Source organism: Cupriavidus sp. 10L45 (assembly GCF_056395225.1).
Window position 1 is genome coordinate 205151 of the sequence record NZ_JBFTJC010000010.1, and the last position, 27000, is coordinate 232150.

Below are 27000 nucleotides of genomic sequence, written 5' to 3' on the forward strand. Positions count from 1 at the left end.
GAATAATCCCTTATGATTCTTGCAATTACATTGCGTAAGCGACGCGAAAGGCGGCTCCGCGACACGCTCCGACCCTCAGGGACAGCCAGTACCGGCTTCCGGGTTGCGTGTCCTGATCGAGCCGCCTTCTTTGTTTTATGAGCCCAACCCCGATCAAGCATTACCTCCAGTTCAGCGATTTCGGACCCGAAGAGTACGAATACCTGCTGGACCGCGCGCGGATCCTCAAGGCCAAGTTCAAGAACTACGAGACATGGCACCCGCTGCACGACCGCACGCTGGCCATGATCTTCGAGAAGAATTCCACGCGCACGCGCCTGTCGTTCGAAGCCGGCATCCACCAGCTCGGCGGCCATGCGGTGTTCCTGAACACGCGTGACTCCCAGCTGGGCCGCGGCGAGCCGATCGAGGACGCCGCGCAGGTGATCTCGCGCATGGTCGACATCATCATGATCCGCACGTTCGGCCAGGAGATCCTGGAGCGTTTTGCCGCGCATTCGCGCGTGCCGGTCATCAACGGGCTCACCAACGAATACCACCCGTGCCAGGTGCTGGCCGATATCTTCACCTACATCGAGCAGCGCGGCAGCATTGCCGGCAAGACGGTGGCGTGGATCGGCGATGCCAACAACATGGCGTACACCTGGATCCAGGCCGCCGAGCGCCTGGGTTTCACGTTCCATTTCTCGGCGCCGCCGGGATACCAGCTCGATCCGGCCATGGTGCCGGCCACGGCCGCACACCTCGTCAAGGTGTTCGATAATCCGCTCGATGCCTGCCAGGGCGCGCACCTGGTGACCACCGATGTCTGGACCAGCATGGGCTTCGAGGCCGAGAACGACGTGCGCAAGCGCGCGTTCCAGGACTGGATGGTGACCACGGCGATGATGGACCGCGCCACCGATGACGCGCTGTTCATGCACTGCCTGCCCGCCCACCGTGGCGAGGAAGTGGAAGCGGCGGTCATCGACGGCCCGCGCAGCGTGGTCTGGGAGGAAGCCGAGAACCGCCTCCACGTGCAGAAGGCGCTGATGGAATTCCTGCTCTGCGGCCGCTACTGAACACCGCGCCACACCCGACGAAATGGGGCCTGCAAGGGCCCCGTTTTTACGTCCAAATCCCTGAGGAGAATGAACAAATGAGTCAGTTCGACAATGTTTCCGTCGTCAAGAAGGCCAACCTGTACTTCGACGGCAAGTGCGTGAGCCACACGGTGGTGTTTCCCGATGGCACGCGCAAGACGCTGGGCGTGATCTTCCCGGCCACGCTGAACTTCAATACCGGCGCGCCGGAGATCATGGAGATCAACGGCGGTAGCTGCCGCGTGCGTCTGGCCGGTTCGGAGGAATGGAAGACCTATGCTGCGGGCCAGCAGTTCGACGTGCCAGGCAACAGCAATTTCGATATCGAAGTGACCGAGACGCTGGACTACGTCTGCCACTTTGGCTGATTTGCCGGGGTGAGGGGGCCGCGCAGCGGCCTCAGAGGATCACCGGCTCCGGCTCGATCCGCACGCCGAAGCGCGCCTGGACCGTATCGACGATGCGGTCCGCCAGCTTCAGCAGCGCGGCACCCGTGCCGCCGCCGTGGTGTACCAGCACCAGCGCCTGTTTACCGTAGACGCCCACCGGGCCGTCGTCCAACCCCTTGAACCCGCACTGATCGATCAGCCAGCCCGCCGCGAGCTTGTAGCCGCCATCGGGCTGTGGATAACTGACCAGCGACGGGTGCGCGGCCAGCAGCGCGTTGCGCAGCGCGGCATCGACCACAGGATTCTTGAAGAAACTGCCAGCGTTGCCGATCTTGGCCGGGTCCGGCAGCTTGCGCGAGCGAATGGCCACCACGGCATCGCGGACCCGGGCCGCATCGGGCGCCGCCACGGGGTCCAACTCGCGCGCCAGTTCGCCATAGTTGAGCACCGGCACCCATGCCTTCGGCAGGCGCAGCGTGACGGCGGTGATCAGGTAGCGCTCGCGCCCCTCGCGCTTGAACAGGCTGTCCCGGTAGCCGAATGCGCACTGTTCGCGATCCAGGGTGACGAAGACGCCAGTCTGGCGGTCATAGGCGCGCAGGCTGGCGAAGCGCTCGCGCAACTCCACGCCATAGGCGCCGATGTTCTGGATCGGCGCCGCGCCGGCCGTGCCGGGGATCAGGGCGAGGTTTTCCAGCCCGGGGTGGCCGTCCGCGATGGTGCGGCCCACCAGCCCGTGCCAGTTCTCGCCGGCGCCGGCGGTGACCAGCCAGTCGTCGCCGTCTTCCGCCACCGCGTAGCCGGGAATTTCCATCAGCAGCACCAGCGCGTCGAGGTCGCCAGTCAGCACCACGTTGCTGCCGCCGCCCAGCACCACCAGCGGCAGGCCCTGCGCGCGCGGGTCGGCCAGCGCGGCCAGCAGGTCGGCTTCGGAGCGAATGTGGGCCGCGAGGCGCGCCCGGACATCGAAACCGAATGTATTGTGCCGGCGCAGGGGATAGAATTCGTGGAAATCTGCCATCAAGGGAAGGGTTTGCGGCCGCCGCGGCGGGCGACCCGGACTGCGGGGTAGGCCCGATTATACGTAGGAGAATCGAAAATGCCGTCGTTCGACGTAGTGTGTGAAGCCAATATGGTGGAAGTGAAGAACGCCGTGGAGCAGTCCAACAAGGAAATCTCCACGCGCTTCGACTTCAAGGGCTCCGACGCCCGTGTGGAGCAGAAGGAAGGCGAGCTGACCGCGTTTGCCGACGATGACTTCAAGCTCGGCCAGGTCAAGGACGTACTCATCAACAAGATGGCCAAGCGCAACGTGGACGTGCGCTTCCTCGACTACGGCAAGACCGAGAAGATGAGCGGCGACAAGCTCAAGCAGGTCATCACGATCAAGAAGGGCGTGACTGGCGACCTGGCCAAGAAGATCGTCCGCATGATCAAGGACAGCAAGATCAAGGTGCAGGCCAGCATCCAGGGCGACGCCGTGCGCGTCTCCGGCACCAAGCGCGACGACCTGCAGTCGGTGATCGCGCTGCTGCGCAAGGATGTTTCCGACGCGCCGCTGGACTTCAACAACTTCCGCGACTAAGCGCCCGCCGGCGCGGCGGCATGCGCCGCGCCGAGACCTGTCTTATTGCGCCTGCCGCGCCTGCTGCGGCAGGCCGCCAATCTTCGCGCCCGGCTTGATGCCCTTCTGCGCGAACCATCCCTTGTTCATCTCGAGCGCATAGCGCACCGCCGCGCGCGGGCAGTGGTTGTCTTCGCTCTGCGGGGCCATGTCCTCGATGTTCACGATGCTGCCGTCGTCGGCCAGGAAGGCGATCGAGAGCGGCAGGTTCGTGTTCTTCATCCAGAAGCAGTGACCCGCCTTCTCATCGAAGACGAACAGCATGCCGGCGTTGGCGGGCATGGTCTTGCGATACATCAGGCCACGCTCGCGCGCCTCCGGGGAGGCGGCCACTTCGGCCTGGATGGCATACATGCCGGCCGTCAGCGGGATCACGGGCAGCGCGGCCTGCGCCTGGGCGAGGCTGGCGAAGGACGTCAGCGCGGCGGCGCCGGCGGCCAGCAGAATCTTGGGCACGAGTTGCATGGCTTGGGAGAGGATTTGGATGTTCGACCGCCGAGAGCATAGCGCAGCCCGGCGCCACCGCGCTTGCGCGGACACATCGGCGCAAGAAAAAAGGCAGGCCGCCGATGCGCGCCTGCCTTTCCGAGGGGCGGCGCGCCGGGCTTGCGCCGGGCCGCCGCAGCACCGCCCTTACTGGGTGGTGGTTGCCGAAGCTGCCTTCTTGGTGGAGGCGTGCTTCGTGTGCTTTTTCTTGCTGGTCTTCGCGGGCTTGGTGGCTTCCTTGGCGGCCGGTGCAGCGTCCGTGGCGGGAGCGGCCGGAGCCTGGGCAAACGCGCCAGTGGCGAACAGTCCGACAACCAGGGCAGCGATCAGTTTTTTCATTGCGAGTACCTCAAAGTGGGTTCTGCGTAGGGAAATCGACGGGACCGTGGCTGTCCCGTCTGCCCTCTGAAACGGCGCGCGCAATCGCGCCGTTGACGTCGCGCTTGTCACTATTTGTAACGGCGCCTTACCGGTGGACGAGCCTGCGGGCGAGGGGATGGCCTTGGCGACGACTGCGGCAGACCGAGCACGGCCGGGTCGATCTCGCACCAGGCGCCAGGCGCCAGTCCCAGCTCGGGCAAGGCCAGCGCGCCGATGCCCACGCGCACCAGCCGCAGCGTGGGAAACCCCACGGCGGCGGTCATCCGCCTGACCTGGCGATTCTTGCCCTCGCGGATCTGCAATTCCACCCAGGTGGTGGGGATGGCCGCGCGGAACCGGATTGGCGGATCGCGGGTCCAGAGCCAGTTGGGTTCGTCGACGATGCGCGCCGAGGCGGGCAGCGTGCGGAAATCGCCAAGATCGACGCCGGCGCGCAGCGTGGCCAGCGCGGCGGCATCCGGCACCCCTTCGACCTGCGCCAGGTAGGTCTTGGCCAGCTTGTGGTGCGGGTCCGCGATGCGGGCCTGGAGCGCGCCATCATCGGTCAGCAGCAGCAGGCCCTCGCTGTCGGCATCCAGCCGGCCGGCCGGATAGACGCCGGGCACGCGCACGCAGTCGGCCAGCGTCGGCCGCGTAGGGTGCGCGGAGAACTGGCTCATCGTGTTGAACGGCTTGTTCAGGGCAATCAAGGTCATGGGCGCGAAGTATGCCAGCGCGGGCGGACTGCGGACAGCGGCCCGATTTGGCGAATCCCAAATCCATGTTGCATAATAATAAGACTAGTCTTATGTCTTATATAAGACTCATTTGACAATATCCATGCGAACCGAGCAGCGAGGCGGGCTTCCCCTCTACAATGCCTCGCATCAGTCACGCATTGGCGTTGCCGGGCACCGGCCGGGCAGCGGACACAACCCGCAAGTGGAGACGTTCATGTACCAGCACATCAAGGTCCCGGCAGGCGAGAAGATCACGGTCAACGCCGACTCCTCGCTCAACGTGCCGGACAATCCCATCATTCCGTATATCGAGGGCGACGGCACGGGTGTGGATATCACCCCGGTGATGCTCAAGGTGGTGGACGCAGCCGTGGAAAAGGCCTACGGCGGCAAGCGCAAGCTGGCCTGGATGGAGATCTACGCCGGCGAGAAGTCCACGCGCCTCTACGGCCCGGACGTGTGGCTGCCGGACGAGACGTTGCAGGTGGTGAAGGACTACGTGGTGTCGATCAAGGGTCCGCTGACCACGCCGGTGGGCGGCGGCATCCGCTCCCTGAACGTGGCGCTGCGCCAGCAGCTCGACCTTTACGTCTGCCTGCGCCCGGTACGCTACTTCAAGGGCGTGCCCTCGCCGGTGCGCGAGCCGGAGAAGATCGACATGGTGATCTTCCGCGAGAATTCGGAAGATATCTATGCCGGCATCGAGTGGGAGGCTGGCAGCGAAGGCGCCAAGAAGCTGATCAAGTTCCTGCAGGACGAGATGGGCGTCAAGAAAATCCGATTCCCGGAGACGTCGGGCATCGGCGTGAAGCCGGTTTCGCGCGAGGGCACGCAGCGGCTGGTGCGCAAGGCGATCCAGTATGCAATCGACAACGACAAGCCGTCGGTCACGCTGGTGCACAAGGGCAACATCATGAAGTTCACCGAGGGTGGCTTCCGTGACTGGGGCTATGAGCTGGCGCTGCAGGAATTCGGCGCGGAGCTGGTCGACGGCGGCCCGTGGTGCAAACTGAAGAATCCGAAGACGGGCCGCGATATCGTCATCAAGGACGCGATTGCCGATGCCTTCCTGCAGCAGATCCTGCTGCGTCCGGCCGAGTATTCGGTCATCGCCACGCTGAACCTGAACGGCGATTATGTCTCTGACGCGCTGGCGGCCCAGGTGGGCGGCATCGGCATTGCGCCGGGCGCGAATATGTCCGACACCGTGGCCATGTTCGAAGCCACCCACGGCACTGCGCCGAAATATGCCGGCAAGGATTATGTGAATCCAGGCTCGGAAATCCTCTCGGCAGAAATGATGCTGCGCCACATGGGCTGGACCGAAGCGGCCGACCTGATCATCCGGTCGATGGAAAAATCGATCCAGTCGAAAAAGGTGACCTACGACTTCGCGCGGCTGCTGGAAGGCGCCACGCAGGTGTCCTGCTCGGGGTTCGGACAGGTGATGATCGACAATATGTAAGGGCGGTTCCGGCCTCACTGGCCGAAGTCGAAGACAAAACCCCGGTGGCTGAAAGGCCGCCGGGGTTTTTTGTTGGATTGCGGGTACCCCTTACTGACTCAATCCAATCGTCCGCCCATTCAACGGCTGTACCGGCCGGGCGTTCATTGGATAAAGCGCCTTGAATGCCGCGATCTGCGCCGCCGAGATTCCTACCGGCTGCTTTATCACGTGCCACAGCACGCCCTCGCTGCATGGCGGCGTGGTCAAGCTGCCGGTGTAGGCAAAATAGGTGCGATCCTTCGGCAGCAATGCCTCCGGGTTCAACGTGCCAGCCAGTTTCACCGGCTCGGCGCCGTGGGCCGGCATGGACGAGAAAACCTGTTCGATGATTGGATTGGCGCCGCCCTCCTCGAATAGCACGGCCACGACGGCGAGTTGCCCGGTACTGTTCATATGGACCATGTGCGCGACCATCGGATAGGTCTTGCCGTCGATGACCTCTTCGCTCGGGGTATGGAAGTGGAACTGGATGAGTTCGTAGTCGCCCGAAGGCAGGTGCGCCTTGCTGCCGCTCTCTGGCCGGACGGCGATGGTGTGGCCGTTGTTGAGCACCTTGGCACTGCCGGCGGCGTACGCGAAGCGGATCGGCTTGAACCCGCCGGGCACGGCACCGCGGATGTCAATCGGCGATTGTTCCTTGCCGAGCTTGCAAGTCGCGTATTCGGCGTCCAGGTCGCCCCAGGCGGGGCTTTCGTAGGTCCACGGTGCGTGATGCGGCGCTGCCGCAATCGCGCTCAAGGCGCACGTGGATAAGAGGGCGGCGGACAGCAACTGTTTCATGTGAAATTCCGTTTCTGAGGGGCGCGGCGCGCAGTCTACCGGCTCGCGTGCCGGACCAGAACGTCAAGACGGTATTTTCAGAAATGCACGATGTGCATGCCGCCGCGCCATATGCATTGCACCGCGACATGGACCCTTCTGGCGATTGACCTCGCCATCCGCTACAACATCAGAACTCAGTGTTTTACGAGGAGACCTTCATGGATGACCCGTTTGGAAGACGCGCGCTCGGGGCGGCGCTCTTCTACAAGGATCCGCTGACCGCGCTCGACTGGCTCGAACGCGCGTTTGGCTTCGAGCGCGTGATGGTGATTACCGACAAGGAGGGCCATCTCGTGCATTCGGAGATGCGCTATCGCGACAGTTACCTGATGGTGGGGAGCGAGTGGGCCGACTACACGGCCAGCCCGGCGTCGGTTGGCGGCAAGAACACGCAGGCGGTGCACGTGCACATGCCGGACGGTCTCGACGACCATTGCGAGCGGGCGCGCGCCGCCGGCGCGGTGATTGTGCGCGAGCCGGAAGACCAGTTCTACGGCGATCGCGTCTATTCGGCGCGCGACCCGGAGGGCCATGTCTGGAGTTTCGGGCAGTCGGTGCGCAAGGTCAGCCGCGAGGCGGCCGAGCTGTCCAGCGGGCTGAATATCGAGGGGTGGACTGGCTGACGCATGCCGCGCCGACCGTGCAAAACAAGAAGCCCGGTTTTCACCGGGCTTCTTGTTGGATGCGTGGCGTGTCGCTTGTGAACCGCTACTGCAGCGTGCCGCGCTGGCGGACCAGCGTGGCACAGGATCCCGTTCCGGGGGAGCGCGTCCCCCCGCATCCGTTTGACCGCCGCGGCTCTGAGGCCCGTACGGTCGCGGCGCGACTTTTACTGCGCGTCCTGGATATTCGTGGCCTGCTTGCCCTTAGGGCCCTGCACCACCTCGAACTCCACGCGCTGGCCTTCCTTCAGCGTCTTGAAACCCGCCATCTGGATTGCCGAAAAGTGCGCAAACAGTTCTTCCTCGCCATCGTCCGGCTTGATAAAACCGAAACCCTTGGCGTCATTGAACCATTTGACGATACCGCTAGCCATAAACTCCCCCAACGAAAAAACAGATTTTCAAGCGGGGAAACCTGTGGCCAGCCGCATGACGCCGGCGCGCCCGCCGGGCCGATCCTTGTCGGATTCGGCCGGTGGAATCGCCGGGTCTTGTGGAGCGCGTGGCAAGACATTGCGATCCGCCTGATAATCAGGTGGAAAACGTCGTGCCGACGCCGGTCGTGGGCCTCCCTGCTCACGGAATCATCCGGGCCGGCCTTGTACGTTTGGCTCGCCGGTCGGGCCTGGATGTGCGACCGATTTTTCTGGCAAACCACCATACTGTCAAGCTGGCAGATTCCCCACTCGGCGTAGGGTGTGGCGGGATTGAAACGGCGCGGAATGGTACCTTTGCGACAGGCGTGCAGCCTGCCCGAAGGCCGGGCGCGCCGTGCACCACGGACGTGCGGCGTAAGTCGTTTGCGGCATTTCCGTGCGTTCGGACACGTTGGAACTTTCCGAAGGTGTGGCCCTTGAATACGTGGCCATTTCCCCAAATTGCAGACTTGTGAGTAAGGGTTAGAATAAAGCCATGGCGACACGGCTGGCGAATACCCCACAACGCGAGACAGGCACCGTCATCGAACGGAAGGAGCAACAGCTCAAACCCCCGGCGATGTACAAGGTGGTCCTGCTCAACGACGACTACACACCGATGGAGTTCGTCGTGATGATCCTGCAGCAGTATTTCAGCAGGGACCGGGAAACGGCGACGCAGATCATGCTCACCGTCCACCGGGAAGGCAAGGGCGTTTGCGGTATCTACACGCGGGATATCGCGGCGACCAAGGTCGAGCTTGTATCAACCCATGCGCGGCAGGCGGGCCACCCGTTGCAGTGCGTGATGGAGGAAGCATGATTGCGCAAGAATTGGAAGTAAGCCTGCACATGGCTTTTGTCGAAGCCCGCCAGGCGCGCCACGAGTTCATTACCGTGGAACACCTGCTGCTGGCGTTGCTCGACAACCCGACGGCAGCCGAAGTGCTGCGCGCGTGCGCAGCCAATATCGAGGACTTGCGCACCAGCCTGAAGAACTTCATTGCCGATAACACCCCAGTCGTACCGGGGTCGGACGAGGTGGACACGCAACCCACGCTGGGCTTCCAGCGGGTGATCCAGCGCGCCATCATGCACGTGCAGTCCACGTCCAACGGCAAGAAGGAAGTCACTGGCGCCAATGTTCTGGTGGCTATCTTCGGCGAAAAGGACTCACATGCGGTCTACTACCTGCAACAGCAGGGAGTGACGCGCCTCGATGTCGTCAATTTCATCAGCCACGGCATCCGCAAGGACCAGTCCGAGCCGGCCAAGCACGGCGAGGGTAATGCCGAGGGCGAGGGTGGCGACGGCAAGGAAAGTCCGCTCGAGCAGTACACCCAGAACCTGAACGCCCTGGCCAAGGCCGGCAAGATCGATCCGCTGATCGGCCGGGATTCCGAGGTGGAGCGCGTGGTGCAGGTGCTGTGCCGCCGACGCAAGAACAACCCGCTGCTGGTGGGCGAGGCTGGCGTGGGCAAGACCGCCATCGCCGAGGGTCTGGCGTGGCGCATCACCAAGAACGAGGTGCCTGACATCCTGGAAAAGGCTGTCGTGTACTCGCTCGACATGGGCGCGCTGCTGGCCGGCACCAAGTATCGGGGCGATTTCGAACAACGCCTGAAGGGCGTGCTGAAGTCGCTCAAGGACAATCCGAACGCGATCCTGTTCATCGACGAAATCCACACGCTGATCGGCGCAGGCGCCGCCTCGGGCGGCACGCTGGACGCCAGCAACCTGCTCAAGCCGGCGCTGTCGTCTGGGGCGCTCAAGTGCGTCGGTGCGACCACGTTCACCGAATATCGCGGCATTTTCGAGAAAGATGCGGCCTTGTCGCGTCGTTTCCAGAAGATCGACGTGGTCGAGCCCTCGGTAGACCAGACCGTGCAGATCCTGCGTGGCCTGAAGTCTCGCTTCGAGGAGCACCACGGCGTCAAGTACGCCGCCGCGGCACTGACTGCTGCAGCCGAGCTGTCAGCGCGCTTCATCACCGACCGTCATCTGCCGGACAAGGCCATTGATGTGATCGATGAGGCAGGTGCTGCGCAGCGCATCCTGCCGAAGTCGAAGCAGAAGAAGACCATTGGCAAGGGCGAGATCGAGGACATCGTCTCGCGCATCGCGCGGATCCCGCCGCAGAGCGTGAACCAGGACGATCGCAGCAAGCTGCAGACGCTGGATCGCGACCTGAAGTCGGTGGTGTTCGGGCAAGACCCGGCCATCGAGGCGCTGTCGTCGGCCATCAAGATGTCGCGGGCTGGCCTGGGCAAGACGGACAAGCCGATCGGCTCGTTCCTGTTCTCGGGCCCGACCGGCGTCGGCAAGACCGAAGTCGCCAAGCAGCTCGCCTTCATCATGGGCATCGAGTTGCTCCGCTTCGACATGTCCGAATACATGGAGCGCCACGCGGTCAGCCGCCTGATCGGTGCGCCTCCGGGCTATGTCGGCTTCGATCAGGGTGGTTTGCTGACCGAGGCGGTGACGAAGAAGCCGCACTGCGTGCTGCTGCTCGATGAGATCGAAAAGGCGCATCCGGATATTTTCAATATCCTGCTGCAGGTGATGGACCATGGGGCGCTGACCGATAACAACGGCCGGCGCGCTGACTTCCGCAACGTGATCATCATCATGACCACGAACGCGGGGGCGGAGACCATGAACCGCGCCACGATTGGCTTCACGAGCGCGCGCGAGCAGGGCGACGAAATGGCGGACATCAAGCGTATGTTCACGCCGGAGTTCCGCAACCGCCTGGACGCGACCATCAGCTTCCGTTCGCTGGATGAGGAAATCATCCTGCGCGTGGTGGACAAGTTCCTGATGCAACTGGAAGAGCAGTTGCACGAGAAGAAGGTGGAAGCGAGCTTCACCGAGACCCTACGCAAGTTCCTGGCCAAGAAGGGCTTCGATCCGCTGATGGGTGCGCGGCCGATGCAGCGCCTGATCCAGGACATGATCCGCAAGGCACTTGCCGACGAACTGCTGTTCGGCAAGCTGGTGACCGGCGGCAAGGTGGTCGTGGACCTGGACGAGGGCGATCAGATCAAGCTGACGTTCTCCGAGGCCGATCCGGAACCGCCGGAGGCACCGGAAAGCGAACAGCGCGCCGAGGCCTGAACCTGACGAGGCGTTGCGGGCCGGCCTCAGTGCCGGCCCGTTTGTTCCTGGATTGTTCCATTTCTGGGCGATCAACGATGCCCGCGCCAGCAACGTGGGCGATCATCGGGCAAAATAGAGGGTGGCGGCGTGCCGCCCTTTCTTTTTTGTACGCGGTCGGTTGACCGCCCAGCCTGAGTTATCGATGTCTTCTCCCGAACGCGCGCGGCTCCGCCGCCTGCTGCTCAAGACGCTGCCGATGGGGGCCATGCCCGCGTCCCTGGCGTCCTTCGCTGCCGTGACCCATGCCGACACCGGTATCGGCAACCGGCCGATTGCGATGGTGTTGCCGTTCCCACCGGGTGGCAGCGTGGACATCGTCGCGCGCCAGCTGCAACCGGGGCTGAAGACTGGCCTCGGCCAGACCGTCGTGGTCGACAACAAGCCCGGCGCGGGCGGCCTGATCGCCAGCAGCACCGTGGCGCGCGCCAAGCCGGACGGCACGACGCTGCTGATGGCGTTCGATACGCACGCGATCAACCCATTTGCGTACAAGAACCTCCCGTACGACACCTTCAAAGACTTCACGCCGATTACCCAGTTGGTGCGTTTTCCGCTGGTCATTGCCGCGAACCCGGGCGTGGGTGCATCGAACGTCAAGGAATTGATCGAGCTGGCCAAGGCCAAGCCGGGCGGCATCCGCTACGCCTCGTCGGGCATCGGCAGCCTGAATCAGCTTGCCGCCGAGGCGCTGGCCACCGAGGCCGGCGTGCAGTTCCTCCACGTGCCCTACAAGGGCGGCGGCCCTGCCGTGCAGGCCGTGCTGGCGGGCGAGGTGGACGTGTTCTTCAGCAGCTTCGCGGCAGTGCAGGCGCACGTCGCGGCCAAGACCATCAAGGTGCTTGGCGTGACTGGCACGAGCCGCATCCGCCAGTTGCCGCAGGTGCCGACCGTGGCCGAGCAGGGCTTCAAGGGCTTCGAGGCCTATTCGTGGATCGGCGTGTTCGGCCCGGCCGGCATGCAGCCCGCCACGGTGATGCGACTGCACGACGCGTTGGCGGAATCGATCCGTCAGCCCAAGGTGGTCGAGGCGCTGTCGGCACAGGGGTTCGAGATCGCCGTGGGTACGCCGGCGGACCTCGGCAACCTGGTGCGGCACGAGCACGACAAATGGCAGGCCGTGGCCCGCAAGGCCAATATCCAGTTCGAATAAGCGATGACGGCTGTCTCCGAACCGTTCGATCACGCCGTGGTGGTCTGCGGCGATCTTGATGCCGCCGCCGCCAATTGGCGTGCACTCGGCTTCACATTGACCCCGCGCGGCTATCACACGCTTGGTTCGCAGAACCACTGCATCATGCTGGCGCGCGATTATCTCGAGCTGCTCCACGTGACCGCGCCGAGCCCGAGCCGCCAGTATTACTGGGACGCCCAGCAGCGCGGCGACGGTTGCGCGGCGATGTCCTGCAAGAGCCGCGATGCGTTTGCCACGGCGGCACGACTGCGTGCGGCGGGCTACAAGACATCCGATCCGATCGAATTCTCTCGGCCGGTGCGGCTGGACGATGGTTCGGAGCATCCGGCCACCTTCCGCGTGACGGCCCTCGACGACGCCCCCGGCGCGCGTTACTTCGTCTGCGAGCACCGCACGCCCGAGCTGCTGTGGCGTCCGGAATGGCTGGCGCACGCAAACGGCGCCACCGCCATCGAGGCAGCCTACTTGGTTGTGGAAGCGGGGCAGGTGGGGGCGGCGGCTGCCGCCTATGTGGAGATCACGGCCGGCAAGCTGATTGCCGCCGATGATCGCGTCGCGCGCATCGCGGTGGATGGCGCCGAACTGGTTATCTCGACGGCCGACGCGCTCGCCGAGGTGACGGGTACGCTACAAATCACCGCCGAATCGACGGGCTATGCCGCGATCCGGCTCAGGACCTCGGATCTGGCGAAAGCGCGCACTTACTGGGGCACGCAGTCGATTGCCACCGTGGACCTTGGCCCGCAGGCCACACTGATCCCGGCGGCCAGCGCCAACGGCGTGGCGCTGATCTTCGCGCAGGCCTGATCGAGCCTTACAGGTTCGGCGCTCAGCCGGCCTTGGCGTGATGCACGCCGGTCGAGCCGAAGCCGCCCGCGCCGCGGGCGGTGTCCGCCGAGAACTCGGTCACGGTCGTGAATACGGGCCGCAGCACCGGCACGAACATCATCTGGGCGATGCGCTCGCCGGGCTGGATCACGATCGGCTCGGTGCCGGGCGCATTGCGATTCCACACACTCACCATGATTTGGCCTTGGTAATCGGCGTCGATCACCCCGATCGTATTGCCGAGCACGAGACCTTTCTTATGTCCCAGGCCCGAACGCGGCACGATGGTGGCGGCCATGTACGGATTGCCCATGTGCACGGCGATGCCGGCCGGCACCAGTTGCGCGGCGGTGCCGGGGGCGATGCTGACCGGGCCGTCCACGCAAGCATGCAGGTCGATGGCGGCGGCCATGTCGCTCTGGTAGGCCGGCAGGCCCCAGTCATTGAGGCGGGTGTCCAGGACCTTGATTTCGACGGCGGGGTTCAGGGGTGCGGTCATGTGCAAATCCGGGTAGTTGGCTCAGGAAAGAGCCAGGAAAGTATCTTAAGAAGGCGGGATGGGATGATACCGCGCGTGCGCGGCTCAGCCGACCGACGCGCCGAAGAGGTCGAACGCCTCGGCGAGCAACTGGTAGGTGCGCAGCCGCGCCGCGTACGAAGCCGTCACGCTCAGCACCACCAGCTCATCGGCCGCGAAGCGCTCGCGCAACGCCAGCATGCGCTCGGCCACCACCTCGGGCGTGCCGCAGATGGTGCGCGGACGTTCGCGCTCGATGATCATGCGATCGCGCTCGCTCGGCGTGAAATCGGCCGCCTGGGCCAGCGAGGGGATCGGCGCGTTGACGCCATACGCCATCTGCAGGCGGCGGATGTCCACGGCGCGCTCCAGTTCTGCCGCTTCCGCCTCGGTATCGGCGCAGATCACGAAGACCGCCGCCGCGCTGTAGGGGGCATCCTCATAGCCGGGTTCGAAGCCGGCCCGGTACTGCTGCGCCACGGCGTGCCCGCCATGGGCATTGATGAAGTGGGCGAAGGCAAAGCGGAGGCCGAGCTTGGCGGCCAGCGCGCCGCCGAAATCGCTTGAGCCGAGCACCCAGAGTTCGGGCCGGGTGTCGATGGCCGGCTGCAGCAGCACGCCTTCGGCCACGTGGCCGGGCGGCACCTCGCCGCGCAGCAGCCAGGCCAGGTCCTGCACCTGCTGGGGAAACTGGTCGCCCCGGTTGTACTGGCCCATGGACACGGCCTGCGCCGTGCGCATGTCGCCGCCGGGCGCGCGGCCCACGCCCAGATCGATCCGGTTCGGGAACAGGCCTTCGAGCATGCGGAACTGCTCGGCCACCTTGAAGGGGCTGTAGTAGGGCAGCATCACGCCGCCCGAGCCGAGCCGGATACGGTTTGTCACACTGCCGAGCCGCGCCAGCATGACCTCGGGCGCCGGGTTGCACACGCCCTGCAGGCCATGGTGCTCGGCGCACCAGTAGCGGGTGTAGCCGAGGTCGTCGGCGAGTTGGGCCAGTTCGACGGTGGCGGCCAGCGCGTCGCGCGCGCTGTGGCCGGCAATCACCGGGCTCTGGTCGAGCACGGACAGGCGCAATTTGGGACGATTCACAGCAGTCATGCTTACGAAGGCTCAGACGGGTTTGCGCGGCAGGCGTTGGCCGATGGCGGCCACGAGGTCGCGTGCGAGCGAGAGCTTGTCCGCGCGCGGCAGCCGGGTCATGCCGCCCGCATCGAACAGCACGATCTCGTTGTCGTCCATACCGAAGGTGTGGTGGCCGATGTTGCCCACCAGCAGCGGCACGCCCTTGCGCTGGCGCTTCTGCTCGCCGTACTGCTCCAGGTTCTCGCTTTCGGCGGCGAACCCCACGCAATAGGGCGCATCGGCGCGCGCGGCCACGGCGGCCAGGATGTCCGGATTCTGGATGAACTGCAGCGTTGGCGTGTCGGTGTCGTTGGCCTTCTTGAGCTTCTGCCGGGAGACCTCGGCGGGGCGCCAGTCGGCCACCGCTGCCACGGCGACGAAGACGTCGACATCACGCAACTGCGCCATCACCGTGTCGTGCATCTGCTGGGCGCTGCGCACGTCGGTGCGCACCACGCCGCGCGGCGTGTCCAGCGCAGTGGGGCCGGCCACGAGCAGGACATCGGCGCCGGCCTCGCGAGCGGCGCGGGCAATCGAGAAGCCCATCTTGCCCGACGACAGGTTGGTGATGCCGCGCACAGGATCGATCGCCTCGAAAGTCGGCCCAGCCGTGATCAGCACGCGCTTGCCGGCGAGCGGCTTGGGCTGGAAGAAGGCGACGAGATCCTCGACGATCTCCGCCGGTTCCAGCATCCGACCGTCGCCAATCTCGCCGCACGCCTGGTCGCCGGTGCCCGGGCCGAGGATCGCCACGCCGTCCGCGCGCAGTTGCGCGGCGTTGCGCTGCGTGGGCGCGGCGGCCCACATCTGGCGGTTCATCGCCGGCGCCACCAGTAGCGGGCATTCACGCGCGATGCAGAGCGTTGTCAGCAGATCGTCGCACAGGCCGTTGGCCACCTTGGCCAGGAAATCGGTGGAGGCTGGGGCGATCAGGATGGCATCGGCCTCGCGCGAGAGGTCGATGTGGGCCATGTTGTTATCGATGCGCGCGTCCCACTGCGACAGGAACACGGGTCGCCCCGAGAGCGCCTGCATGGTCACGGGCGTGATGAAGTGCGTTGCCGCCTCGGTCATCGCCACCTGCACGGTGGCCCCGGCCTTGGTCAGCAGGCGGACCAGCTCGGCCGACTTGTAGCAGGCGATGCCGCCGGTCAGGCCAAGGACGATGTGCTTGCCTCGCAGATCCATGGGTAGGCTCTCAGGGTTCCAGTCAGTGACGACGAACGCGTCGCAGTTCGTCCAGAATCAGCAGCACCGCGCCGACCGTGATGGCGCAATCGGCCACGTTGAACGCCGGGAAATGCATGTTGCGCCAGTGGAAGTCGAGGAAGTCGATCACATGGCCGTACAGCACGCGATCCACGACGTTGCCGATGGCGCCGCCCAGGATCAGGGACACCGCCAGGCAGAACAGCTTCTGTCCCGTATGGCGGTACAGCAGCCAGACGATGAACCCGCCCACCACCACGCCCAGCAGCGTGAAGAACCAGCGCTGCCAGCCGCCGGCATCGGCCAGGAAGCTGAACGCCGCGCCCTTGTTATAGACCAGCACGAGGTTGAAGAAGCGCGTGACCGGGCGCGACTCGCCGTACTGGAACGACCGCGTGATCAGGATCTTGAAGAACTGGTCGATCAGGACCACCAGCAGCGCGAAGGCCATCCAGAGCCACGGCGTGACGTTGGCACTGCCACGGCTCTTGGAGGTTTTGCGGGCCGGCGTGGCGCGCGTCGATCGGGTGGAGGACGATGCCATCAGGCGTGGCTCCTGTGTTCACCGGCGCCGAACAGGTTGCTGTCGCAGCGGCCGCAAAGGGTCGGATGTTCGGGGTTATGGCCCACATCGGCGCGGTAATGCCAGCAACGCTCGCACTTTGCGTGCGCCGACGGCGTGACTGTGACGAGCAGGTCGCCGCCTTCCGGCGCGGCCGTGACCTTGGCCGCAGAGGTCAGCAGCACGAAGCGCAGGTCGTCGTGCAGGCTTTGCAGGGCCTCCAGCACCGGGCCGCCGGCCGCGATCGTGACTTCGGCCTGCAGCGACGAGCCGATCTCGCCTTCCACACGCACCGACTCCAGCTGCTTGGTCACTTCCGCGCGCACGGCGCGGATTTCGTGCCACTTTTGCAGGAGATCGTCGGCGTTGTCGACGGCGGGCACCGCGTAGTACGTGCTCGTGAAGATGGTGTCCGTGTGCGCGGTGCCGTGGGCGAAGATCTGCCATGCTTCCTCGGCCGTGAACGACAGGAACGGCGCCATCCAGTGCAGCATGGCCTGGGTGATGTGATACAGCGCGTTCTGGGCGGCGCGGCGGGCCTGCGAGTCGGGCGCCGTGGTGTACAGGCGGTCCTTGAGCACGTCCAGGTAGAAGCCGCCCAGGTCTTCCGAGCAGAAGGTCTGGAGCTTGGCCACCACCGGGTGGAACTCGTACGCCTGGTAGTGCGACAGCACTTCCTTCTGCAGGCGGTCCGTCAGGGCCACGGCGTAGCGGTCGATCTCGAGCCATTCCGAGGCCGGCAGCGCATGCTTGGCGTGATCGTAGTCGGTCAGGTTCGACAGCAGGAATCGCAGCGTATTACGAATCCGGCGATAGCCTTCCACCACGCGCTTCAGGATTTCGTCCGAGATCGACAGTTCGCCGGAGTAGTCCGTGGAAGCCACCCACAGGCGGATGATCTCGGCACCCATCTTATTGGAGATGTCCTGCGGCGACACGGTGTTGCCGACCGATTTGGACATCTTGCGACCTTCGCCGTCCACGGTGAAGCCGTGGGTCAGCAGCGCCTTGTAGGGCGGCTTGCCGTACAGCATCGAGGCGGTCAGCAGCGACGAGTGGAACCAGCCGCGATGCTGGTCCGAGCCTTCGAGGTACAGGTCCGCCAGGCGGCCATCGGGCGTATCGGCGGACGGATCGTAGAGATCATCGCGGTGCGAGCCCCGGATCACGGTCCAATGCGTGGTGCCGGAGTCGAACCAGACGTCGAGCGTGTCGCGGTTCTTTTCGTAGACGGCGGCCTCATCGCTTAGCAATTCCTTCGGATCGAGCGCCTGCCAGGCCTCGATGCCGTGCTGCTCCACGCGCTGGGCGATCTGCTCCAGCAGCTCCGGCGTGCGCGGATGCAGGGCGCCCGTTTCCTTGTGGACGAAGAACGCCATCGGCACGCCCCATTGGCGCTGGCGCGAGAGCGTCCAGTCCGGGCGGTTGGCGATCATATTGTGCAGCCGCTGCTTGCCCCAGGCGGGGAAGAACTCGGTGGCCTCGATGCCGGCCAGCGCGGTTGCGCGCAGCGTGGGGCCGTTGTCGACCGGGTTCACGTCCATCCCCGCGAACCACTGCGAGGTGGCGCGGTAGATGATCGGCGTCTTGTGACGCCAGCAGTGCATGTAGCTGTGCTCGTACTTATGCGAGTTGAACAGGTTTCCAGACTCGCGCAGCACCTCCACGATCTTGGGGTTCGCGGCCCAGATCGACAGCCCGCCGAACAGCGGCAGCGTGCTGGCGTAGACGCCATCGCCCATCACCGGGCTGATGATGTCCGCGTCGGGCATGCCGTGCGCCTTGCACGACTGGAAGTCTTCCACGCCATAGGCCGGCGCCGAGTGGACGATGCCGGTACCGGTATCGGTGGTCACGTAGTCGCCGAGGTAGACCGGCGAGGTGCGCGCGTAGCCGGCATCGATCTTGGCCAGCGGGTGGTGGAAGCGGATTTCCGACAGCGCGTCGCCGCGCGCGGTGGCCACCACGCTGCCTTCCAGCGCGTAGGTCTTGAGCTGTTCCTCGACGCGGTCCTTGGCCAGGATCAGGAAGCCGCGCGGCGTGTCCACCAGCGCGTATTCCACTTCCGGGTGCATGTTCAGCGCCTGGTTGCTCGGGATGGTCCACGGCGTGGTGGTCCAGATCACCACCCAGCCGGGCTTGCCTTCGAGCTGCGCCACCGGCACGTGGAAGGCGTGCGCGAGCTTGTCGACTTCCGCGAACGGGAAGCCCACGTCGATCGACAGGTCGGTCTTGTCCTTGTACTCGACCTCAGCTTCGGCCAGCGCCGAACCGCAGTCGAAACACCAGTTCACGGGCTTCAGGCCACGGAACACGTAACCCTTCTCCATGATCTTGCCCAGCGCACGCAGCTCATCGGCTTCGTTGCTGAAGTTCATGGTCAGGTAGGGGTGGTCCCAGTCGCCCAGCACGCCCAGGCGCTCGAAGTCCACCTTCTGGCGGGCGATCTGTTCGGTGGCGTAGGCGCGGGCCTTGGCCTGCACTTCCTGCACCGGCAGGCCCTTGCCGAATTTCTTCTCGATCTGGATCTCGATCGGCATGCCGTGGCAGTCCCAGCCCGGCACATACACGGCGTCCAGCCCTGTCAGCCCGCGCGCCTTGATGATCATGTCCTTGAGGACCTTGTTCACGGCGTGGCCAATGTGGATGTCGCCGTTGGCATACGGGGGGCCATCGTGCAGCACGAACTTCTTCGCGCCCTTGCGCGCGGCGCGAATCTTCTTGTAGAGCTGCTTGTCCTGCCACTGCTTCACCCATTGCGGCTCGCGCTTGGGCAGGTCGCCACGCATGGGGAAGGGGGTATCCAGCAGGTTCACCGGATACTTGCTTTTCTCGGGCTTGGCGCGTTTCTCGTCGGACATGTTCGATTCTCGGGGCAATTCAGTGGGGCGCGGCGGGTGGAATGGCCGGCGCGCTGGTCATGGGGTACGGCGGGGCGGGTCCCGGCTGCTGCACCTTCGGCAGCGGCCGGCCGCTAGCTAATTCGGTCGGTGGCGGAGGTGGCGAAGTCGCGCCGGCCCGGGCCGGCCTCGGTGCCGCCGGGGGCGGCCAGGCCGAAGAAGGCGCGGGCGTCGAGGGTGTCCTGGGCGATGGCCGCCGTCAGGGCCTCGAGCGTGTCGAAGCGCGCTTCATCGCGCAGCTTCTTCATGAATTCCACGCGGACCAGCTTGCCGTAAAGGTTCTCGTTGAAGTCGAACAGATGCACTTCCAGCAGCACGCGGCCGGCATCCTCGACGGTGGGGCGCACGCCGATGCTGGCCACGCCGGGCAGCGGATGATCGGCCAGCCCGTGCACCTGCACCACGAAGATGCCGTTCACGGCGGGCCGCTTGTGCGAGATCTTGAGGTTCAGCGTCGGGAAACCGAGGTCGCGGCCGAGCTTGCGGCCGTGGATCACGTGGCCGCTGATGGCGTAGCCATGGCCCAGCAGGCGTCGGGCGTGTTCGAGGTCGCCATCGGCCAGCGCCTGCCGCACGGCCGAGCTGGAGATACGGATGCCGCCTTCGGAGACGGAGCCCATTTGCTCGACGTCGAAGCCGAACTGGCGGCCCGCTTCCTCAAGATAGGCAAAGTCGCCGGCGCGGCGGGCGCCGAAGCGGAAATCATCGCCCACCAGCACCCAGCGCGCGTGCAGCCCGTGCCAGAGCACGTTCTCGACGAAGGCTTGCGGAGACTGGGCGGCGAAATGGGCGTTGAAGTGCTCCACCACCACGCGGTCCACCCCGTTGCGGCGCAGGGCGTCGAGCTTGTCGCGCAACAGCGCGATGCGCGTGGGCGCGCGCTCGGGTGTGAAGAATTCGCGCGGATGCGGCTCGAACGTCATTACACAGAGCGGCAGGCCGCGGGCATCCGCGGCGGCGCGCGCGCGCGCGAGCAACGACTGGTGGCCGCGATGCACACCGTCGAAATTGCCGATGGTGAGCGCGCAGGGCGCCCGGCTTTCGGCGTTGGGCAGGCCGCGGAAGACTTTCACGAGGACGGCGGACTAAGCGTTTTGGGGAAAGGGGGCATTATAAGGCGAATGGGGCGGCTTGCCCCGCTTTGGGGGCGGACCGGGGCGGGCAGGGCGGCGCCTTGCCCGCAAGCGTTGACTTTGTGCGTCATCCGGCCCGCCAGGCGTGGCGCCCTCAGGCAAAAGGCGGCATGATATGCGCGACTCCGACATGCCACGGCCCCCTTTGAACGCGCTGCTCAACAAGATCTTGCCCCCGCCCGGGCCACAACTGGACACCGAGACGCGGGCCAAGCTGCTTGCCACGGTGCACCGCGTTTCGCCCACCGGCATCGCCGCGTCGGTCCTGCTACCGTGGCTGACCGCCGCTGCCTTCTGGAGCGAGGCCAACCACTTCGCCCTGCTGGCCTGGTGCGCGATCATGGCGGTCCTGACCGCCGGCGGCACCTGGTTCTACCTTGGCTACCAGCGCGACGCCGGCAGAATGAGCCGTTCGGCGCACACGCGCAAGTGGTGGAACCACATGCGCGCGATTGCCTTCCTCACCGGCCTGACCTGGGGCAGCTCCGCGCTGCTCCATCTGTATTCCAGCTCCGTGGTGTTCTCGAGCGTGCTGTACCTGCTCACGCTCGGCGTGCTGGCGGGCGGCGCCACCTCGCAGTCGCCTATCCCGTCGAACCTTGTCTTCGCGGGCGTCCCGATCCTCGTGCCGAATGTCTTGCTGGCCGATTTCGCCTTCCCGAACCATGGCGGCTACGTGCAGGTGCTGCTCGCCCTGTACGCGCTGATGCTGGCGCGGCACGCGCTGAACCTGCAGCAGACGCTGGTGCGCGCCATCCAGCTGGAGAGCGAAAGCCGCCGGCTGGCCAAGCAGTTCCAGGAGGAAAAGGAGCGCGCGCTCCACGCCAGCGAGGAGAAATCCCGCTTCCTGGCCGCTGCCAGCCACGACCTGCGCCAGCCCGTGCATGCGCTGGTCATGCTCGTGGAAGCGTTGCGTGCGCGCAACCAGTCGAGCTCGCTCCATCCGCTGGTGGAGCAGGTGGCGGCCGGCACGCAGACCATCGACCTGCTGTTCCGGTCCTTGCTCGACCTCTCCAAGCTCGAAGGCCGCAAGGTGCTGCCGACGCTGGAGCCTTGCGAGCTGAGTTCGCTGATCAACGATGTCATGAGCCAGTTCGCCGCCGATGCGCGCGACAGCGGCCTGACCCTGAGCCCGCGCGTGCCGAGCGAGCTGTACGCGATGGCCGAGCCGGTGCTGCTGCGCCGCGCGCTGTTCAACCTCGTGCAGAACGCGCTGCGCTATACCAAGCGCGGCGGCGTGCTGGTGACGGCGCGGCAGCGGCGCAAGCACATCCGGCTCGAAGTCTGGGACACCGGCGCCGGCATCACGCCCGAGCACCTGCCGGACATTTTCTCGCCGTATTACCAGGTCCATAACCCGCAGCGCGACCCCTCGCAGGGCCTGGGGCTGGGTCTGGCGATCTTCAAGGAATGCGTGCGGTTGATGCGCGGCACCTACGGCGTGCGCTCGGTGCCGGGCAAGGGCTCGGTGTTCTGGTTCGCGCTGGCGCCGGTGCCGGCGGAGACCATCGAAGCCGTGCGCGCCATGCGCGCCAACGTCCAGGCGCAGGAGGCCAAGCCGGAACGGCTGCGCGGCACCGTGCTCGTGGTGGACGACGACAGCCAGATCCGCAAGGCCTGGATCGCGCTGATGGAGGCGTGGGGCATCCGCGTGGCCTGCGCCGCCCATGGCGCCGAGGCCGACGCGCTGTTCGCCAAGGGGCTGAAGCCGGACATCATCTTCTGCGACCTGCGCCTGCCCGGCAGCGAAAACGGGCTGGACCTGCTCGAACGCTGGCAGACCACGCAGCCCCAGGCGCGCAGCGCGCTGCTGACCGGCGACCTGAAATCGGCGGCGCTCCAGGCGGCCGAGGAGGCGGGCTACTTCGTGCTGCCCAAGCCGGTGGACCCGAGCAACCTGCGCATGTTGCTGCGGCGCTGGCTCCATCCGGCCTGATCGCTGTTCTGCAATGCAAAACGCCACCGCTAGGGGGGTGGCGTTATTGCTTGAAGATCCTACGATGAATTACTGGCGAAGCCGGAACCGTTCCATGCGCGACATGACCTGCATCCGCGTGCGCACGCCCAGCCGTTGCAGAATGGCGGAGACGTGCTCCTTGACCGTATTCTCGGTGAGGCCCAGCTTGCGGGCGATGACCTTGTTCGGCAGTCCTTCCAGCACCAGCGCGAGCACCGAGCCCTGGCGCGGCGTCAGGCCCAGTTCGGCCGGCGTCACGGGAATGCCGTGGGCGGGGCCGAAGGACTGGGAGCGGCCGGAGAGCGCCTCGTCGGTCGGGAAGCTGGTATCGCCGGCCAGCACTTTGCGCACGGCGGCCGTGAACGCGTTGGCATCGAGGTGCTTGCCCACGAAGCCGCAGGCGGAGAGCGCCCGCGCGCGGCCCACGATCTCTGGCGTGGCCTCGGCGGACATGAAGATGAAGCGCGCGCTCGGGATCACGGTCTTGAATGCCAGCATGGCATCGAAGCCGGTACCGTCGTTCAGCCAGATATCGAGCAGCACGATATCGGGGCGCAATCCCTGGTTTAGCGAGTGGAGGGCTTCCTTGGCACTGCCCGCCGCGTGGACGGCGACATCGGGCATCACCTCCGCGAGAAATGCGGTGGTGCCTGAGAGGGCCATAGGATGATCATCGACCACCAACAAAGTCGGTGCAGCGTTCGACATGCGTATTCCCGTCTAATTTCCCGTCTCGTCCTTGTTGTCACCTACTTGCACAGTGGCGCGTGGACGTAGTGACCACTCTATCAGAGCGGGGGAGGCGTCACAATCCATCACACAGGGGTATATGCATCGTACTGGGCGCCGCGCGCCCGCTCCGGAGGCCGGTTTCGCGTGAATTAAGTACCTAATGTGCTCGCTTTGCAAGCGTTTGGACCACAGCTTGGTAGAATCGCGCCGATGAAAAATATTGTGATCCTGATTTCCGGGCGTGGCAGCAACATGGAAGCCATCGTCCGGGCCTGCGCCGCGGAGCAGTGGCCGGGGCGCGTGGCGGCGGTGCTGTCGAACCGTCCCGACGCCAGCGGCCTGGCGTTTGCGGGGGAACACGGCATTGCCACGGGCGTGGTGGACCACAAGCAGTACCCCGATCGTGCCGGTTTCGATGCGGCGATGCGCGATGCCATCGACGCGCACCAGCCCGATCTCGTTGTGCTGGCGGGCTTCATGCGCATCTTGACGCCCGAATTCGTGGAGCATTACGCGGGCCGGATGCTGAATATCCACCCGTCGCTGCTGCCCAGTTTCCCGGGTCTCCATACCCATCGCCAGGCCCTTGAGGCCGGCGTCAAGTTTCACGGGGCGACAGTCCATTTCGTCACTCCGGAGCTCGATCATGGTCCGATCGTGCTGCAAGCAGCACTCGATGTTCTGCCTGGCGACACTCCCGAGTCGCTCGCCACGCGTTTGCTCGACTGCGAGCATGTGATGTATCCCCGCGCCGTCCGCTGGTTTGTGGAAGACCGTCTGCAGGTACGAGACGGCGTGGTTCAAGTTCAACCGGCCGAACCGCAGTGGTTCCTGGCCCTCTCCGCTCCGGCGGCAGGCATCTCTCAATGAGTCGTAATCCCGCAACACCTCAGGACAAAAGCCAGCGTTCGCGCGGCAGCAAAGGCAAGGGCAGCCCGATCCGCATGGCCCCCACGCCGCGCCCGCAAGGGGTGGATGGCGCACATGGGCGCTCGGGTAGCCTGCAGGCTTTCCACCTGCAACACATCGAACGGCTGCTGGGCAAGGTGCTGCTGTTCGCACGCCCGGCCGACGCCGTCGTCAGCTACTACTTCCGCGAGAACGCGAAACTCGGTCATCGGGATCGCGGCATCATCGCCGAGGCGATCTATGCAGTGTTGCGCCGACGCGTCGAATTCGGCCAATTCGCCGAAAGTGGCACCGGTGCGGCCACCCGCCGACTGGGCCTGCTGGGCCTCGCCGCGACGCTGGGCCGCGATGTCCTGAGCCCGTTCCTTTACCCGGATGAAGCCGAGTGGCTGGACCGTCTGACGACGATCGAGCGCTCCAGCCTCTCGCCGCGCGTGCGGGCGAACCTGCCGGAATGGCTCTACGACGACCTCGTCGCGCACCATGGCGAAGCCTTCACCACCGCCCTCGGCGATGCGTGGCTGCGTCCCGCGCCGCTGGATCTGCGCGTGAACACGGCCAAGATCTCCCGCGAAGAAGCGCTGGCCGAACTGGAAACGGCTGGCATCGCCGCCGAAGTCGCCCCGATGTCGCCCGCCGGCATCCGCCTCAAGGGCAAGCCCGCGCTGAACCAGTTGCCGCTGTTTATCAACGGCGGCGTGGAAGTGCAGGACGAAGGCAGCCAACTGCTGTGCCACCTCGTGGCGCCCAAGCGTGGCGAGATGGTTGTGGATTTCTGCGCCGGCGCGGGTGGCAAGACGCTGTCGCTGGGCGCCGCCATGCGCTCGACCGGCCGGCTCTACGCCTTCGACGTCTCCGAGAAGCGTCTGGCCAACCTGAAGCCGCGCCTGGCGCGCAGCGGGCTGTCGAACGTCCATCCGGTGCTGATCGATTCCGAACGCGACGCCAAGATCAAGCGTCTGGCTGGCAAGATCGACCGCGTACTGGTGGATGCGCCTTGCAGCGGCCTCGGCACCCTGCGCCGCAACCCGGACCTGAAGTGGCGCCAGTCGCCGGAGTCGGTGGTTGAGCTGACCGCGAAGCAGTCGGCCATCCTTGACTCGGCGGCCCGCCTGGTGAAGGGCGGCGGACGAGTCGTATATGCGACTTGCAGCGTGCTGGAAGCTGAAAACGAGGCAATCGTCCGCGATTTCCTGGCAACCCACGAGAATTTCCGCCTCGTGCCGGTGGCTGAAGTGCTGGCCGAGCAAAAGATCGAAGTGCCCCAGTTGCCGGCAGAAGGCGGCATGTTGGCGCTGTTTCCGCATATCCATCAGACCGATGGCTTCTTCGCGGCGGTGTTGGAACGCACCCGATAAGCCCCGGCGCCCATGGAGCATTCCGGATTTGGCAAGATGCTGGACGACCTGCTCCGCGATGCAGGCGGGCCGGGCTTCTTCTGGCAGCTTGGGGTGCTGGCCGCCTGCCTGGTGGTGGCATGGCCGCTCGCGCGCCATGTGACCCGCCGGCTGGAAGCGCGCTACGAATCCTCGAGTTTCTCGCTCCGGCTGGCCGCCGTCAGCCTTGAGCGGGCGATGTTTCCGCTGATTGGCTGGCTGCTGGTCCTGGCCGCGCGCTTCGCGCTGGCGCCGTTCCTGTCGATCAGCGTGCTGCGGCTGGCGCTGGTGCCGCTGTTCGGCATCACCTCGCTTTATGTCGGCTTCTATATCCTGCGGCGCGTATTGTCGGGCAACGGGCAGTTGCACGGCATGCTGGTGCTGGTGGAGAAGGTGCTGACCACGGTGGTCTGGCTCGGCATGGCGCTGTACGTGCTGGGCGTGCTGTCCGACGTGATGGCGTGGATGCATGCGGTGCGCTTCTCGATCGGCGGCAAGCACGACGTCAGCCTGGCCAGCACGCTGATGGCCGTGGTCTGGATTCTGCTGACCGTGCTCGCGGCGATGTGGTTTGGCTCGTGGCTCGAGGAGCGGCTGATGCGCGCGCCGAGCCTCGATTCGAACCTGAAGGTGGTGCTTACGCGCATCGCCAAGGCGTTGCTGCTGCTGGTGTCGCTGCTGCTGAGCCTGTCGCTGGTCGGCATCGATCTGACCGTGCTGTCGGTATTCGGCGGCGCGCTGGGCGTGGGCCTCGGCCTGGGCCTGCAGAAGATTGCCAGCAACTACATCTCGGGCTTCATCATCCTGCTGGACCGCTCGGTCAAGCTCGGCGACCAGATCACGGTGGACAAGTACACCGGCATCGTCTCGCAGATCCGCACCCGCTACACCGTGGTGCGTAATGGTGACGGCGAGACGCTGGTGCCGAATGAGCAACTTGTCGCCCAATCGGTGCAGAACCATTCGTTTTCAGGGACAAATGTGCGCGTAGCGACACGCGTGCAGGCCGACTACGCCGCCGACCCCGAAACGGTGATCACGCTGCTCCAGGATTGCGTGCGCGGCCTGCCGCGTGTGCTGCCCGAGCCGGCCCCGGCTGCGTTTCTTGTCATGTTTGCGGACAGCGGCATCGAGTACGAGGTGGCGGTCAACATTGCCGACCCGCAAAACGGCAAGCTCGGGGTGCAATCGGCGATGAATCGTGCTATTTGGCGCACTTTCCGCGAACATGGCATCGCGATCCCGTATCCCCAGCGGGAGATGCGCGTGCTGGCATCCCAGGCGGCGCCTGCGCCACCCCTCGCATGAAAGGG

General features: G+C 65.4%; 26 protein-coding genes. 13 read left to right on the top strand and 13 right to left on the bottom strand.

The window, feature by feature from the left end; all coding sequences use genetic code 11:
- The first annotated feature begins 137 nt into the window (after positions 1 to 137).
- Entirely contained in the window at positions 138 to 1061 is a 924-nt protein-coding gene (gene argF, locus AC1DFU_RS19275; protein ID WP_092301026.1) for an ornithine carbamoyltransferase, read from the top strand.
- A 77-nt stretch (positions 1062 to 1138) separates the two neighbouring features.
- On the top strand, positions 1139 to 1450 hold the full coding sequence (gene ppnP, locus AC1DFU_RS19280) for a pyrimidine/purine nucleoside phosphorylase (RefSeq protein WP_441592300.1): 312 nt from the start codon (positions 1139 to 1141) through the stop codon (positions 1448 to 1450).
- Positions 1451 to 1481: 31 nt separating this feature from the next.
- On the opposite strand, the gene murB is transcribed toward ppnP, so the two are convergent.
- Complete coding sequence (murB, locus tag AC1DFU_RS19285) at positions 1482 to 2492, bottom strand: UDP-N-acetylmuramate dehydrogenase (protein ID WP_092301020.1); 1011 nt, start codon at positions 2490 to 2492, stop codon at positions 1482 to 1484.
- A 78-nt stretch (positions 2493 to 2570) separates the two neighbouring features.
- Here murB and AC1DFU_RS19290 point away from each other — a divergent pair, with 78 nt between their 5' ends.
- Positions 2571 to 3056: a YajQ family cyclic di-GMP-binding protein gene (locus tag AC1DFU_RS19290; RefSeq protein ID WP_092301017.1), complete on the top strand. Its 486-nt coding sequence runs from the start codon at positions 2571 to 2573 to the stop codon at positions 3054 to 3056.
- A 42-nt stretch (positions 3057 to 3098) separates the two neighbouring features.
- Here the strand turns inward: AC1DFU_RS19290 and AC1DFU_RS19295 are convergent, their stop codons facing one another.
- The 3 genes from AC1DFU_RS19295 to AC1DFU_RS19305 form a co-directional block, all read right to left on the bottom strand.
- Positions 3099 to 3560, bottom strand: a complete 462-nt coding sequence (locus tag AC1DFU_RS19295) for a DUF192 domain-containing protein (protein WP_092301014.1) — start codon at positions 3558 to 3560, stop codon at positions 3099 to 3101.
- A gap of 168 nt (positions 3561 to 3728) precedes the next feature.
- Positions 3729 to 3920 (bottom strand): hypothetical protein, encoded by a 192-nt coding sequence (locus AC1DFU_RS19300; RefSeq protein WP_092301011.1) that lies wholly within the window; start codon positions 3918 to 3920, stop codon positions 3729 to 3731.
- 110 nt (positions 3921 to 4030) lie between these two features.
- Positions 4031 to 4657, bottom strand: a complete 627-nt coding sequence (locus tag AC1DFU_RS19305; RefSeq protein WP_092301008.1) for a pseudouridine synthase — start codon at positions 4655 to 4657, stop codon at positions 4031 to 4033.
- A 238-nt stretch (positions 4658 to 4895) separates the two neighbouring features.
- Here AC1DFU_RS19305 and icd point away from each other — a divergent pair, with 238 nt between their 5' ends.
- On the top strand, positions 4896 to 6146 hold the full coding sequence (gene icd, locus AC1DFU_RS19310; RefSeq protein WP_441643883.1) for an NADP-dependent isocitrate dehydrogenase: 1251 nt from the start codon (positions 4896 to 4898) through the stop codon (positions 6144 to 6146).
- 90 nt (positions 6147 to 6236) lie between these two features.
- Here icd and AC1DFU_RS19315 read toward each other — a convergent pair whose 3' ends face one another.
- Complete coding sequence (locus AC1DFU_RS19315; protein WP_092301002.1) at positions 6237 to 6968, bottom strand: carbonic anhydrase; 732 nt, start codon at positions 6966 to 6968, stop codon at positions 6237 to 6239.
- A 200-nt stretch (positions 6969 to 7168) separates the two neighbouring features.
- Between AC1DFU_RS19315 and AC1DFU_RS19320 the strand changes: the two genes are divergently transcribed.
- Positions 7169 to 7633, top strand: a complete 465-nt coding sequence (locus AC1DFU_RS19320) for a VOC family protein (RefSeq protein WP_092300999.1) — start codon at positions 7169 to 7171, stop codon at positions 7631 to 7633.
- A 206-nt stretch (positions 7634 to 7839) separates the two neighbouring features.
- On the opposite strand, the gene AC1DFU_RS19325 is transcribed toward AC1DFU_RS19320, so the two are convergent.
- Entirely contained in the window at positions 7840 to 8046 is a 207-nt protein-coding gene (locus AC1DFU_RS19325) for a cold-shock protein (RefSeq protein WP_092300996.1), read from the bottom strand.
- Positions 8047 to 8584: 538 nt separating this feature from the next.
- Between AC1DFU_RS19325 and clpS the strand changes: the two genes are divergently transcribed.
- From clpS to AC1DFU_RS19345, 4 genes are all read left to right on the top strand, one after another.
- Positions 8585 to 8911: an ATP-dependent Clp protease adapter ClpS gene (gene clpS / locus AC1DFU_RS19330; RefSeq protein ID WP_008644942.1), complete on the top strand. Its 327-nt coding sequence runs from the start codon at positions 8585 to 8587 to the stop codon at positions 8909 to 8911.
- Positions 8908 to 11205, top strand: a complete 2298-nt coding sequence (gene clpA / locus AC1DFU_RS19335) for an ATP-dependent Clp protease ATP-binding subunit ClpA (protein WP_092300994.1) — start codon at positions 8908 to 8910, stop codon at positions 11203 to 11205. The genes clpS and clpA overlap by 4 nt, the downstream gene beginning before the upstream one ends.
- 184 nt (positions 11206 to 11389) lie before the next feature.
- A complete protein-coding gene (locus AC1DFU_RS19340; protein WP_092300991.1) occupies positions 11390 to 12397 on the top strand; it encodes a tripartite tricarboxylate transporter substrate binding protein in 1008 nt (335 codons plus the stop codon).
- 3 nt (positions 12398 to 12400) lie between these two features.
- On the top strand, positions 12401 to 13246 hold the full coding sequence (locus AC1DFU_RS19345) for a VOC family protein (RefSeq protein ID WP_441592305.1): 846 nt from the start codon (positions 12401 to 12403) through the stop codon (positions 13244 to 13246).
- 22 nt (positions 13247 to 13268) lie between these two features.
- Here AC1DFU_RS19345 and dut read toward each other — a convergent pair whose 3' ends face one another.
- The 6 genes from dut to AC1DFU_RS19375 all read right to left on the bottom strand — a co-directional run bounded on the left by dut (position 13269) and on the right by AC1DFU_RS19375 (position 20653).
- Positions 13269 to 13766 (bottom strand): dUTP diphosphatase, encoded by a 498-nt coding sequence (gene dut, locus AC1DFU_RS19350; protein ID WP_092300984.1) that lies wholly within the window; start codon positions 13764 to 13766, stop codon positions 13269 to 13271.
- A gap of 84 nt (positions 13767 to 13850) precedes the next feature.
- Positions 13851 to 14885 carry an LLM class flavin-dependent oxidoreductase gene (locus tag AC1DFU_RS19355; RefSeq protein WP_441592307.1) on the bottom strand — a complete coding sequence of 345 codons (1035 nt, stop codon included), beginning with the start codon at positions 14883 to 14885 and terminating at the stop codon, positions 13851 to 13853.
- A gap of 12 nt (positions 14886 to 14897) precedes the next feature.
- Positions 14898 to 16097 (bottom strand): bifunctional phosphopantothenoylcysteine decarboxylase/phosphopantothenate--cysteine ligase CoaBC, encoded by a 1200-nt coding sequence (coaBC, locus tag AC1DFU_RS19360; protein WP_441592309.1) that lies wholly within the window; start codon positions 16095 to 16097, stop codon positions 14898 to 14900.
- Between the two features lie 22 nt (positions 16098 to 16119).
- On the bottom strand, positions 16120 to 16662 hold the full coding sequence (lspA, locus tag AC1DFU_RS19365) for a signal peptidase II (RefSeq protein ID WP_092300975.1): 543 nt from the start codon (positions 16660 to 16662) through the stop codon (positions 16120 to 16122).
- On the bottom strand, positions 16662 to 19541 hold the full coding sequence (gene ileS, locus AC1DFU_RS19370) for an isoleucine--tRNA ligase (protein ID WP_441592311.1): 2880 nt from the start codon (positions 19539 to 19541) through the stop codon (positions 16662 to 16664). Before ileS ends, lspA begins: the two co-directional genes overlap by 1 nt.
- A 113-nt stretch (positions 19542 to 19654) precedes the next feature.
- Entirely contained in the window at positions 19655 to 20653 is a 999-nt protein-coding gene (locus AC1DFU_RS19375; RefSeq protein ID WP_441592313.1) for a bifunctional riboflavin kinase/FAD synthetase, read from the bottom strand.
- A 190-nt stretch (positions 20654 to 20843) separates the two neighbouring features.
- On the opposite strand from AC1DFU_RS19375, the gene AC1DFU_RS19380 reads away from it, so the two are divergent.
- Positions 20844 to 22649, top strand: a complete 1806-nt coding sequence (locus tag AC1DFU_RS19380) for an ATP-binding response regulator (RefSeq protein ID WP_441592315.1) — start codon at positions 20844 to 20846, stop codon at positions 22647 to 22649.
- Between the two features lie 69 nt (positions 22650 to 22718).
- Here AC1DFU_RS19380 and AC1DFU_RS19385 read toward each other — a convergent pair whose 3' ends face one another.
- On the bottom strand, positions 22719 to 23378 hold the full coding sequence (locus tag AC1DFU_RS19385) for a response regulator (RefSeq protein WP_092300966.1): 660 nt from the start codon (positions 23376 to 23378) through the stop codon (positions 22719 to 22721).
- 234 nt (positions 23379 to 23612) lie between these two features.
- Here AC1DFU_RS19385 and purN point away from each other — a divergent pair, with 234 nt between their 5' ends.
- The 3 genes from purN to AC1DFU_RS19400 are packed head-to-tail and all read left to right on the top strand — an operon-like array spanning position 23613 to position 26995.
- On the top strand, positions 23613 to 24272 hold the full coding sequence (gene purN / locus AC1DFU_RS19390; protein ID WP_092300963.1) for a phosphoribosylglycinamide formyltransferase: 660 nt from the start codon (positions 23613 to 23615) through the stop codon (positions 24270 to 24272).
- Positions 24269 to 25669 (top strand): RsmB/NOP family class I SAM-dependent RNA methyltransferase, encoded by a 1401-nt coding sequence (locus AC1DFU_RS19395; RefSeq protein ID WP_092300960.1) that lies wholly within the window; start codon positions 24269 to 24271, stop codon positions 25667 to 25669. Before purN ends, AC1DFU_RS19395 begins: the two co-directional genes overlap by 4 nt.
- A gap of 12 nt (positions 25670 to 25681) precedes the next feature.
- Positions 25682 to 26995, top strand: coding sequence for a mechanosensitive ion channel family protein (locus AC1DFU_RS19400; RefSeq protein WP_092300957.1), 1314 nt, complete (start codon positions 25682 to 25684; stop codon positions 26993 to 26995).
- The last annotated feature ends 5 nt before the right edge of the window (positions 26996 to 27000 follow it).